Source organism: Anaerospora sp., assembly GCF_032013335.1.
Classification (GTDB): Bacteria; Bacillota; Negativicutes; order Sporomusales; family DSM-15969; genus Anaerospora.
The window spans coordinates 23,799-36,229 of sequence record NZ_DALZUO010000012.1 but is presented as its reverse complement, the minus strand read 5'-3'; the positions used below and the strand labels follow the sequence as shown (position 1 = coordinate 36,229).

At 41.5% G+C, this 12,431-nt stretch carries 11 protein-coding genes and 1 riboswitch; all 11 genes read right to left on the bottom strand.

What is annotated here, in order from left to right:
- Positions 1–12: 12 nt before the first annotated feature.
- The 11 genes from dapG to dxs all read right to left on the bottom strand — a co-directional run bounded on the left by dapG (position 13) and on the right by dxs (position 12,420).
- A complete protein-coding gene (gene dapG / locus RTR76_RS11410) occupies positions 13–1,233 on the bottom strand; it encodes an aspartate kinase (RefSeq protein ID WP_312520746.1) in 1,221 nt (406 codons plus the stop codon).
- Positions 1,234–1,243: 10 nt separating this feature from the next.
- Complete coding sequence (locus RTR76_RS11405) at positions 1,244–2,275, bottom strand: aspartate-semialdehyde dehydrogenase (RefSeq protein WP_312520744.1); 1,032 nt, start codon at positions 2,273–2,275, stop codon at positions 1,244–1,246.
- Positions 2,276–2,295: 20 nt separating this feature from the next.
- Positions 2,296–3,090, bottom strand: coding sequence for a 4-hydroxy-tetrahydrodipicolinate reductase (gene dapB, locus RTR76_RS11400; protein ID WP_312520742.1), 795 nt, complete (start codon positions 3,088–3,090; stop codon positions 2,296–2,298).
- Between the two features lie 113 nt (positions 3,091–3,203).
- Positions 3,204–3,382, bottom strand: a riboswitch (Lysine riboswitch).
- Positions 3,383–3,588: 206 nt separating this feature from the next.
- On the bottom strand, positions 3,589–4,362 hold the full coding sequence (gene spo0A / locus RTR76_RS11395) for a sporulation transcription factor Spo0A (RefSeq protein ID WP_312520740.1): 774 nt from the start codon (positions 4,360–4,362) through the stop codon (positions 3,589–3,591).
- Positions 4,363–4,567: 205 nt separating this feature from the next.
- A complete protein-coding gene (gene spoIVB, locus RTR76_RS11390; protein ID WP_312520738.1) occupies positions 4,568–5,923 on the bottom strand; it encodes a SpoIVB peptidase in 1,356 nt (451 codons plus the stop codon).
- Positions 5,924–6,091: 168 nt separating this feature from the next.
- On the bottom strand, positions 6,092–7,804 hold the full coding sequence (gene recN, locus RTR76_RS11385; protein ID WP_312520736.1) for a DNA repair protein RecN: 1,713 nt from the start codon (positions 7,802–7,804) through the stop codon (positions 6,092–6,094).
- 31 nt (positions 7,805–7,835) lie between these two features.
- Positions 7,836–8,288, bottom strand: coding sequence for an arginine repressor (gene argR / locus RTR76_RS11380; RefSeq protein WP_312520734.1), 453 nt, complete (start codon positions 8,286–8,288; stop codon positions 7,836–7,838).
- Positions 8,260–8,835, bottom strand: a complete 576-nt coding sequence (locus tag RTR76_RS11375) for a class I SAM-dependent methyltransferase (protein WP_312520732.1) — start codon at positions 8,833–8,835, stop codon at positions 8,260–8,262. Before RTR76_RS11375 ends, argR begins: the two co-directional genes overlap by 29 nt.
- A gap of 25 nt (positions 8,836–8,860) precedes the next feature.
- Positions 8,861–9,718: an NAD(+)/NADH kinase gene (locus RTR76_RS11370; RefSeq protein ID WP_312520729.1), complete on the bottom strand. Its 858-nt coding sequence runs from the start codon at positions 9,716–9,718 to the stop codon at positions 8,861–8,863.
- A gap of 12 nt (positions 9,719–9,730) precedes the next feature.
- The gene (locus tag RTR76_RS11365; RefSeq protein WP_312520727.1) at positions 9,731–10,534 is read right to left on the bottom strand and encodes a TlyA family RNA methyltransferase; all 804 of its coding nucleotides are present in this window, start codon (positions 10,532–10,534) and stop codon (positions 9,731–9,733) included.
- Positions 10,534–12,420 (bottom strand): 1-deoxy-D-xylulose-5-phosphate synthase, encoded by a 1,887-nt coding sequence (dxs, locus tag RTR76_RS11360; protein ID WP_312520725.1) that lies wholly within the window; start codon positions 12,418–12,420, stop codon positions 10,534–10,536. Before dxs ends, RTR76_RS11365 begins: the two co-directional genes overlap by 1 nt.
- Positions 12,421–12,431 lie beyond the last annotated feature (11 nt).

The window sequence follows — 12,431 nt, the reverse complement described above, 5'->3', positions numbered from 1 at the left end:
TTATCCTCCCCTTTAATTGGATAACCCGAACCGTTCATGCAAGGCTGTAACCGCTCTATTGACATCGTCATTTTTAACAAGGACAGAAATGGACGTGTGGGAATCTACAGTTTGTAGTATCGGTATATCATTAAAAGATAATGCTTCAACAAAATTAGCCATTACACCCGGCACCTCACGCATGCCGCCGCCCACTACCGACACTTTAGCACAGTTGCGTGTTGTTTCCACTTCATAGCCAAGAGTTGCTAATTTGGCTATTGCAGTATCGGCTACCTCTTCCATAACTGTAAACATAATTAACCCCGGATGAACATTAATTAAATCAACACTAATCCCACTTTCAGCCATTGCACGAAAAACCTTAAAGCTTTCATTGTGAGTAGTTGCCGCATCCAAAATAACTTTGATTTGCATAACACCAGGCAAATACGTTACTCCAGTTGCTACCTTGTCAGAAACAGCTGTTTCACCGGTTTCTTTTTGAATTACATTTGTGATCAACGTTCCTGGAGCATCGGAAAACGTAGATTTTACCACTAGAGGAATGTTCTTTTGCATAGCAATTTCAACTGCCCTCGGATGAATTACCTTAGCCCCTTGATGGGCAAGCTGGCATACTTCACCATAACTGATTTGGTCTAATATTTTGGCATTTTTAACAATTCTTGGGTCTGCTGTCATAATGCCATCAACGTCTGTGTAGATTTCAACCAATTCCGCATTAAGAGCCGCTCCCAGCGCTGCAGCGGTTGTATCACTGCCACCGCGTCCCAGTGTCGTTAGTTCCCCGTCTACGGTCATACCTTGAAAACCGCACACAACAGGAGTTTTACCTATTTTTAAAAGATTAAGCATCCGTGAAGGATCAACCTTTAAAATACGGCCATTATTGAAATTATTATCAGTAATCATACCGGCCTGCCCGCCAGTCAGCATGACTGCATCAATTCCCGCAGCCTGCATGGTGCCTGCCATAACAACAGCCGATATGATTTCTCCACAATACATAATTTGATCAAGTTCTCTAGCTGCAATGTGTTGATACGTGTTTTTGGCTACGCCAATTAAGGTATCCGTTGCGTACGTATCCCCTTTACGTCCCATAGCTGATACTACAACTACAGGACGATAGCCTTGTTGGCGTGCATTTTCAATCTTTGACAAAACCATTTGTCGAACTTCCGGTGAGGCGACTGATGTCCCCCCAAATTTTTGTACGATAATACGCATTCTCTGCACCTCAAATTAAGTTTTGCTCAATCATATATTCGGCAATTTGTAAGGCGTTTAACGCTGCGCCCTTTCTAATTTGATCACCGACAACCCACATGTTGAGGCCGTGAGGTACAGAAGTATCTTTGCGAATGCGACCGACGAAAACCTCATTTCGGTCTGATGTATATAATGGCATCGGGTATATCATCTCATCCGGGTTGTCTTCAACAATCACTCCTGGGAAAGCATCCATTAGAGCCTTAGCTTCCTCTACAGTCAAAGGTCCTTCCAGCTCTAGATTGATTGACTCTGAATGACTCCGGTAAACAGGAACACGTACTGTCGTTGCCGATATGCCGATAGTCGAGTCACCAAGAATCTTGTGTGTTTCATGCACCATTTTCATTTCTTCTTTTGTATAACCATTTTCTAGAAAAACGTCAATTTGCGGCAAAAGATTAAATGCGATTTGATAATGCTTAGGCAGGCTGGCACTGGGCAGAATGTTAGCTACAACCGGACGTTTGTCGATTGTGGCTTTCACCTGCTCATCAAGCTCATCTATCGCTTCCTTGCCGGCTCCTGACACCGCCTGATAAGTAGAGACGATGATCCTCTTTATTTTTACTTTATCATAAATTGGTTTTAAAGCCATCGCCATAATAATAGTTGAGCAATTAGGATTGGCGATGATGCCCTGATGCTCATGAATAGCCAGAGGATTAACTTCAGGTACTACCAGAGGCACATTGGGGTCCATTCTAAATGCACTTGAATTATCAATAACAACCGCTCCGCGTTTGACCGCTTCCGGCGCAAGCGCTTTGCTTGCTGCTCCACCAGCAAATAATGCAATTTGCACATTTTCAAAGGATTCAGGTTTTGCTTCTTCCACCACATATGTCTGACCCATAAAGTCTATTGTTTTACCAGCTGAACGTGCTGAAGCCAGTAATTTCAAATTGGCAAAGGGAAAATTTCTTTCTTCAATTAGCTTTAAAAATTCCTGTCCAACTGCTCCAGTAGCTCCTAAAATTGCCACATTATACTTTTTCATACTACCACTCCATTCAGCATTTAATCCATTATTTGTTCTAAGCCGCAAACCAGACCACTTATTGAAAGCACTTTTTTACATGCTAGTACAACGCCGGGCATAAAGGATTCACGGGAGATGGAATCATGACGTACAACAAGCGTTTGTCCTAGACCACCAAATATAACCTCTTGATGAGCTACATATCCCGGAAGGCGAACGCTGTGAATATGTATTCCTGCGTAATTTGCTCCTCTGGCTCCTTGTAGCTTTTCTACTTCATCAGGATGTCCCTGCTCTAAAATTCCCCGTTTTTGGGCAATTAGTTCAGCGGTGCGCAAAGCGGTCCCCGATGGCGCATCAAGCTTCTGATCATGGTGAAGTTCAATTATTTCAATATGAGGAAAATACTTAGCTGCATCCTGTGCCAATTTCATCATTAGAATAGCTCCAACAGAGAAATTTGGTGAAACAAGCGCATTAACACCAGTCGTCGTGCATAATTCGCGAACTTCAGTCAGGTTTTCTTCTGATAAACCTGTAGTACCGACTACAGGACATACCCCACTATTCAAGGCAACCCGGATATTATTCATTACTGACTCTGGCCTTGTAAAATCAACCATGACTTGTGGTTTTGTTTCATTGATTATTGTTTGCAAATCATTGCCAATCATTACGCCAAGTTTGCCAACACCAATCAAATCACCAACATCACTAAAATCAGATTTTACATCAACCGCTCCTACAATTTGCAACTGATCATCTGTATGTACTGCTTTTAATACTTCTCTACCCATTTTTCCATAAGCACCACAAACCAATACCCGAATCACAAACGCCACCTCCGAAAATTAAAATAAGGCAGTCGGTAGAGCTAATCTCACCGACTACCTTATATAGGCAGAAATAAAGGATAACATGGAAAATATGATATTTCCCTTTATCCTAGTGAGATAGCGCTCCACCGAAGAACAACCTTCAGTGACAGTTTTAACACCTATTCGATGTAAAACCAGCGTGAAAGACCGGCATCATTTCACACTTCGGCAGTCAACCCTTTTCTTCCAGTTCATCGACACCACTCTTCCTGAAAGTACTCCTGTTGACCGCACCTCTACCTTAACCCTGTACAGGATGAGGTCTATTTATTTTACGTTCATTGTATAATAATGGTTACATGGAAGTCAACAAAGTTTTGAACTTTTTATCTGTATTTTACAGCTTATCTGTAAAATACACCTTCGTAACGCCTTATTTCATCAAGCCGTAACGACGAAATCTCTTCATAAATTAAGGCTGCCTATCATTCAGGCAGCCTTAACTATCAAATATTAAGCGCGCATTTCCATACGCAGTCTATCGGCGATCATTGCCATAAACTCTGAATTTGTCGGTTTGCCTTTTTCCAGTTTTACCGTGTAGCCGAACAAACGATTAATCATATCGATATTCCCTCTGTTCCAGGCAACTTCAATCGCATGACGAATTGCTCTTTCCACACGGCTGGGAGTAGTAGAGTATTTTTCGGCAATCATAGGATATAAAACTTTAGTAACGGCACCAAGCAGTTCAATTTCAGATATAATCATCATGATGGCATCCCGCAAATATTGATAACCTTTAATATGAGCAGGAATACCAATTTCCCGAATAATATTGGTTACTTCAACGTCAACAGATTTTGCTTTGATTGCTTGCGCAGTTACCTGCGGGCGCTGAGTAGTAATCATACCGGCAAGCTGCCTGATACGGCTAACCAGTACTTCCATATTAAACGGCTTCAACACATAATAATCTGCACCTAATTCAACAACACGCTGTGTGATTGTTTCTTGACCGAAAGCGGTCAGCATAATAATTTTAGGGCGCTTACCACCGGTAGTATTAATTCGCTCTAATACACCAATGCCATCAAGATGTGGCATAATAATATCAAGAATAACGACATCCGGCTTTTTTTCATCAATGATCGATATGATTTGCTCGCCATTGTAGGCAACACCTACTACTTCAATATCAGGCTGCTGGCTGAGATACTCATTCATGATTTCGGAAAACTCTTTATTATCATCCGCAAACGCCACTTTGATTCGTTCTTTGAGCACTTGAACATCCTCCCTGCATCGTTTTACATTTTTATAAATTCGACAAAGTTACGTCAATTCCTTCCTTTATTGGAAAAAAATCCAAATTTCTTCCATTTATATAATTAACTTCCAGAATGCTTGTTTTTTAGTAATTTATAATCAAAAAAGATCATTATTCCACTTTTGTATTAGTGGATAATGATCTCTCTTATTATCTACTCTATCAAGAAGCCTGTAAATAAAAATCGTCTTTATAACTAAATAGTTTATAAGCAGTCTGTTTATTTTTGGGTGGAATAAGCCCGCTTTCCATCAGCATCCAATCAATAAAAACGCCATAACCGCGCGTTGGATCATGAACAAATACATGCGTTACGGCACCAATCACACGTCCATTTTGAATAATAGGACTACCGCTCATTCCCTGCACTATTCCGCCTGTTTTATCAAGCAATCGGGGATCAGTAACTTTGATAACTAATCCTTTTCCTTCTGGAGCCTCTTGATAATTGATTTTTTGTATTTCAATCGAAAATTTTTCAATTGTTTGGCCATCTACGACGGTAAGTATTTCCGCCGCTCCTGTTTGCACTTGGCTCATTGATGCAACTGGCAAAGCTTCAGGATATAAATTGTTTTCAACTGGAGTGTTTAAGTTGCCATAAATTCCAAAAGGGGTATTTTTCTTAATATCACCTAGTAATTGGCTTTCTTCAATAAAAACACCTATTTTCTCGCCAGGTTGTCCTCTTTTTCCATGTTGAATGCCTGATACTGTAGCTAAAACAATTTTGCCTTGATTGCAATCAATTGGCTGATTTGTATCGCTATCGGTAATAACATGCCCCAATGCTCCGTAATTTTGCGATTGAGGTTCAAAAAATGTTAATGTACCAACACCGGCTGCACTGTCACGAACGAATAAGCCAATACGGTAACGCTTTGTATCTTTACATAAAACAGGTGTTAAACTGACATGCAAGCGATTGTCACCACGTTTAATTAATACATCAATAGGTTGGTTGTTTTTTCCACTCTCATCAATAAGCTCAGCTACCTGTGCATCACTTTGAACGGGATTGCCATTGATACTAAGCATAACATCGCCAACTACTATGCCGCTATCTTTGGCTGGAGTGACATATTGGTCCTTTGTGTTCAATACGGGAGAGATGCCAACAACGATGACTCCTTGAGAATGAAGCACCACACCAATCGAGTGGCCACCGGGAACAATTTTAAGTGATGGCAATACATCCACTTCAACGGTTCGTACCGGTATTAATCCTAACAGCTTAAAATCAACCGTAGCCGTGCCACGATTGACTGATTCTAAAGACACGGGTCGGGAAAGAGAAAAAACGGAAAGAGGCGATTGCAGACGAACGGCTTCATTTTTTCCATCATTTACGGTAACAGTAAGCGGAAAGTTGACTGTAAACAATGCAGTTTCACCTTCAATTACGCGCATATGCGGGGGAAGGCCATAAATATGACGGAATTGAGGAGAAAAAGCAAAGGCAACGATGAGAGATGCAATGAATAGGCCTACTATAGATCGCCGGCAAATGCCTTTCATATTTTTGCCATCACTCCCTTTGTTTACTAATTTAACCCTTTTTCTATCGGCTGCTTTTGGTCATAAATTAAAGATTCCCGAAAAAAAAGCGGATTATTCCGGAGTTATTAGCATAGATTGTCAAATAAAGCTGTTAAGGTTGATTTTAAGCAAAAATAAAGCGCAAGCTCACGCTTGCGCTTTATTTTTCCATATTTCTTTTTTTTCTTTAGCCATTGCAACTAACTGAGATGTATTTTCCAAGGCAATTGCTGTGATGCTTTTTCCTGTAATCATGCGGGTAATTTCCATAATTTGCTCATCTTCAGATAAACTACGGACTGTTGTATAGGTCCGCTCACCTTCCGTAACCTTCGTGATGTAATAGTGACCATCAGCCATGCATGCCATCTGAGGCAAATGCGTAATACATAGTACCTGCTTATTGCAGGCAACTAAAGCTACTTTTTCAGCAACCATCTGTGCAGTTTGTCCACCAATACCGGCATCAATCTCATCGAAGATCATGACATCAATATCATCGCGCTTAGCGCATACAGTCTTGATCGCAAGCGCAATTCGGGATAGTTCACCACCAGATGCAATCTTATGTAAAGGTTTCAACTCTTCACCAAGATTTGCGGAAAAAAGCATCACCACTTGGTTATTACCTGAAAATGTGTATTCGTCCGTTGTCGTGATATCAAAAATCAACCGGGCATTTGGAATTCCTAAATCAGTCAGATGGTAGCAAATTTCCTGAGATAATTTCTCAGCAGACTCACATCGCAATTGATTGAGTGCATTCGCCGCCATTTCTAATTGTTTTTGCTGCTGATTTTTTTGATTAGTAAGGGCAGCTATTTTTTCACTAGAATTATCAATTAATGCCAATTCATCAAGAGCCTGCTGATAATACTGTAAAATTTCTTCAATGGATGCGCCATACTTTTTTTTCAACTTATAAATAATATCAAGACGATCTTGCAATTTAGCTAAACGTTGCGGATTAAAATCAAAATTATCACAATAACTGCTAATTTCCATGGCAACTTCATCCAATTGATAAAAAGCTTCCTGGATCATGACTAATGAAGCACTTAATCTGGAATCATAACGGACAACTGTTTCTATTTCTTTTTTTACATCTATTAGTGCTGCTATTATACCAGAATTGCCTTTAACACCTTGGTTTAGAAGCGCATGAGCATGTTGAGCCGATTTGGAAATTCTCTCAGCATTTCCCAGAACACTGACTTCGGCTTCCACATCCTCCTCTTCACCTGCCCTGAGATTGGCTGCAGCTATTTCCTGCGTTTGCCAAGTAAGCACATCGATTCGCTGCTCACGATCGCGGGAATGAGAATTTAATCGGCCGAGTTCCGCTGTTGTACGAAGCCACTGTTGATATATTTGCCGATATTTTTCAAGCTCGGCACCAATGCGAATATCGAAAGCATCAAGCAGTTCCATATGCGCGCCTGAACGAAGCAAAGCCTGATTCTCATGTTGTCCATGCATGTCGACAAGCAGTTCACCAAATTGTCGCAGAACCATTAGCGGAGTTTGACATCCGTTAATAATTATAGTATTTTTCCCGTTCCTATTCACTCGCCTGCTGATAATCAGCGTATCTTCTTCTAAAATAATGCTTTGTTTTTCCAGAAGGGCTTTTACAGCATTATTAGCACTTACATCAAAAACAACTTCAACGCGAAAGAAGTCACAGCCCGTACGAATTGCATCAACTGACGATCTGCCGCCAAGAACGACATTAATTGCGTCAATCAGAATTGATTTTCCAGCACCAGTTTCACCTGTCAAAATATTGAGGCCGGTAACAAAATCAATATGTACCTGCTCAATTAACGCAAAGTTGACAACTTGTAATGACTTTAGCATGACAAATTTCTCCTTTAAGGTTAACCCAACCCTATTGCAATAACCGATGAAATTTTGCTAATACCTGAGGAGCTGCTTCGGGTGGCTTTACAACGATAAAAATCGTATCGTCACCTGCAACTGTTCCCATTATTTCCGGCCAGCGAACATGATCAATTGTTGACGCCACAGCATTCGCTGCACCGGGTAATGTTCTTAGTACAACAATATTCTGGCTATAGTCCATTCCTACAATAGAGTCCTGGAAAATTCGTTCCATCCGCGATTGAGAAAAAATGAGATTTTGTTCGGGCGGCGCAGCATACCGGTAACGCCCTTCCCCTGTAGGGACCTTGATTAGCATTAACTCTTTGATATCGCGGGAAACGGTGGCTTGCGTAACTTCTATACCATCTTTTCGGAGTGCTTCAGCTAATTCTTCCTGCGTTTCTACTACGTGATGTTCTACTAACTCTTTAATCTTCGCGTGACGCAAAGCCTTCACGCACTTCACCCCTCTTTTTTTCCACTATATACAAAACAGGCGGTTCGTTCACTTGATTGAGCATTTGCCAACAGCCTACATTAAACTCCGCTTGCGGCAATTTACTTAATTGCGCTAAAAGCTCGTTGTTCTCCGCTTTACCTGACATATGTCCCGGATAAGCTACTATTGTAATGATACCATTTCCATTCAACAGTTGAATACTTTTATTGATTGCCTGTATGGTTGTCTCGGCGCTGGTTGTTATGGTGTGACTCGAGCCCGGCAAATAGCCCAAGTTAAATGTTACAATATCTACTTTTTCTTTGATGTAGTGATCTATGTTACAATGGCTATCTAAAATACACTTTACTTTATTTTGGTATTGATTGTCGAGAAGCAATTGCTTAGTTTTTATAATTGCCTCTTCTTGTATATCAAAAGCCCAAACGCGTGCATCGCTCCTCGCATGCTTGGCCAAAAATAGGGTATCCTTACCATTCCCGGCAGTTGCATCTACAATGCAATGCGCATGGGGCAGGCGCATGAAAAGGATTTGATGCGCCATTTTTAGTGCTCCTGCGAAATTCATGCTAATCTTCTCTCCGCAACTTGCTATGAAGAGTTTCATAAAAACCACTTTCCAGAAAACGGACTAGCTTTGCCCGCAAAGCAGAGCGGCGCACAAGAATATTATCATCAGCCATTAAACTATATACCTTCTGTCCATCAACTGTTAATGCCACATCATCATGTGTTGTTGCCTGAAAGCTGATTTTTACTTCTTCTTCTTCGGAAATGATAAGCGATCGCAAATTCAGCGAATGAGGACAAATCGGTGTTATGACTGTCACTTTTAAATTCGGACTGATGATTGGTCCTCCGGCAGATAAAGAGTACCCTGTTGAACCAGTTGATGTAGCAACAATTAATCCATCTGCGGGATATGTTTCTGTAAATTGATTATCAATATACAAATTTAAGCGAATAAGGCGGGAGAATCCCCCTTTTGTAACAACAACATCATTTAGGGCGGGAGGTAATTGGATTGTTTCCTTGTTACGGATAATCACAGTTTCTAACATTAGGCGCTCTTCAATGCGATAAGCTCCAGCAAATAATTGATCTAATCCAGCCTGAAGTTTCGATACCTCAATATGAGTTAAAAAGCCAAGCTGCCCTAGATTAATACCACATACAGGAATACCGGCTGGAGCGACTTCTTTTGCAACATTTAATAATGTTCCATCGCCGCCTAACGTAAGAGCTAAAGAAATCTTTTCAGGCATGAGTTTCCGATTACAAGCAAACTCAGGATATTGCAGTTCATTGGCTTCATCCTGCGGCATTAGTACTTGTATTGCATATTTTGCACAATGCTCGATAACCATCTTCAAGACGGTACTAACAGCTGCCTTCTTCGGGTTAGGATATATTCCGATTATTTGCACAGCAGTTCTCCCCTATCCTATAAGTTGGGAATGTGATGCTTCCACAATTTCTTCAATATCGTTATGCGATATTGTCTTTTCACTTAGCTGATTAGTCAATAAAGCTAAGTATTCAATATTGCCTTCTGGTCCTTTCACCGGCGAAAAAGTTAGATTAATTGGATAAAGACCGAGTTCTTGAGACTCATCCAGAACTTTTTTTATTACGCTTTTATGTACTAACGGGTCTTTTACGACCCCTTTTTTGCCCACCTTTTCCCGGCCAGCTTCGAATTGAGGTTTAATAAGGGCAACCACAGTGCCGCCAGGCGCAAGTATTTCCTTCACAACCGGCAGTACCTTAGTTAAAGAAATAAATGCAACATCAATTGAAATAAAGTCCACAGACTCTCCCAGCGACGCTACAGTTACATTGCGGATATTTGTTCGTTCCATGTTAACAACGCGATCATCTGTCCGCAGAGACCAAGCTAACTGACCATAGCCGACGTCAATTGCATATACACGTTTAGCTCCATTCTGCAGAGCACAATCGGTAAATCCGCCAGTTGATGCACCAATATCAGCCATAACTTTTCCTTGTAGATCAATTGAAAAACTGGAAAGTGCTTTTTTTAGTTTTAGTCCGCCACGGCTTACGTAGCCTATACTGTCACCGCGAACAACAATATCAGCGGTAACAGATACCAGCGTGCCAGATTTATCAATTTTTTGATTATCAACATCAACCAACCCAGCCATAATACTAGCTTTCGCTCGCTCACGGCTTGGAACCAGCCCCCGGCTGACAAGCAAAACATCCAATCGTTCTTTCATTAACGCGCTCCAAACTGCTGGCTAAAAGATTGAACAGATTCGGCAATGCCTTCCGGCGTCATTCGATATTTATCTAACAATTCTTTTCGAGAACCCTGTTCGATAAATTGATCTGGCCAGCCAATTCTGAGAACTTTTACCCAGTTAAGATTATTTGAATTAATATATTCAAGCACTGCCGAGCCGAAACCGCCCGACAAATTATTGTCTTCTACTGTAACAATACTGCCTGTTTCACGCGCTAAGCGACGGATTAACTCTCCATCGAGCGGCTTGAGAAAACGGGCGTTAATAACCCGGCAAAACGTTCCTTTTTGCGCTAATAACTGAGCGGCCTGCATACAGGGTTCAACCATTGCCCCAATAGCAAGCAGTGCAATAGATCCTTCCTTGATCAACTCTTCTGCTTTTCCTATAGGCAGCACTTGTGGATCCTTAGTTATATCAGCTCCGGTGCCGCTCCCGCGGGGATAACGGATTGCAACAGGTGCATTAGCTTGAACTGCTGTTGCAAACATATTGCGAAGCTCTCCTTCGTCTTTTGGGGCCATAACAACGATGTTGGGGATGTGGCGTAAATAAGAAAAATCAAAAACACCGTGGTGCGTAGGACCATCTTCGCCAACAATTCCTGCTCGGTCCAAAGCAAAGATAACCGGCAGCTTCTGAAGGCTGACATCATGCAGAACCTGATCGTACGCTCGCTGTAAGAAAGTTGAATACAGAGCAACTACCGGTTTTTTACCTGCGGCAGCTAAACCAGCCGCCATCGTTACTGCATGCTGCTCTGCAATTCCTACGTCCCAAAAGCGATCAGGATAATGACTTGCGAATTTTTTTAAGCCAGTACCTTCCGGCATAGCAGCCGTTATAGCAACAATATCAGGATCATCCGCTGCGAGCTTAAGCAGGACATCACCAAAGACAGAAGTATAGGTTGGATTGCCAGGCGTTTTGTTTATTGCTCCCGTTTCAACACAAAATGGACCAACACCATGAAATTGAGCAGCATTACACTCAGCCGGTTTGTAGCCTTTCCCTTTTTGGGTAATTACATGAATGAGCACAGGCCCATCGATATTTTTCGTCTGCTGCAGTACCTCAACTAACGAGCCGATATTATGTCCATCAATTGGTCCGAGATAAGTAAAACCTAATTCTTCGAAAAATACACCAGGTACAAGCAGGTATTTTAAGCTATCCTTGACTCTTTCCGCAGTTTTGGCAACACTATCTCCAATTGCCGGTATACGGCGCAGCAAATATTCAATATCATGTTTCACTTTCGAATAGGTTGATGTCGTACGCATTTTAGACAAATATTCCGAAAGGGCACCTACATTCTTTGCAATCGACATTTCATTGTCATTTAAAATAACAGTCATACGTGTCCCTAAATGGCCTGTATGATTCAAGGCCTCAAAGGCCTGACCACCAGTTAAGGAACCATCTCCAATAATGGCAAGTACATGACTTTTCTGACCTGACAAATCTCTGGCCAAAGCCAGACCAAGCGCTGCTGAAAGCGATGTGCTCGAATGCCCCGTTCCGAAGGCATCATGCTTACTTTCATTTCGTTTGGGGAATCCGCTAATTCCATTTAGTTGACGAATCGAGCTAAAGCTTAATCGCCGGCCTGTAAGTATTTTATGGATGTAGGCTTGATGTCCCACATCCCAGATGAATTTATCCTGTGGACTATCAAAAACTTTATGCAGTGCTAACGTGAGTTCAACGACTCCTAAATTAGGTGCTAGATGACCACCGTTCTTGGCGATCGTCTGAATAATTAAACTTCGAATTTCAGTGGCTAATTTCTCTAATTGAGAGAAGGATAGTTTTTTTAAGTCTTGCGGCTGCTCAATATTTTCCAGCACAGTGACCAAATGGGCTCCCC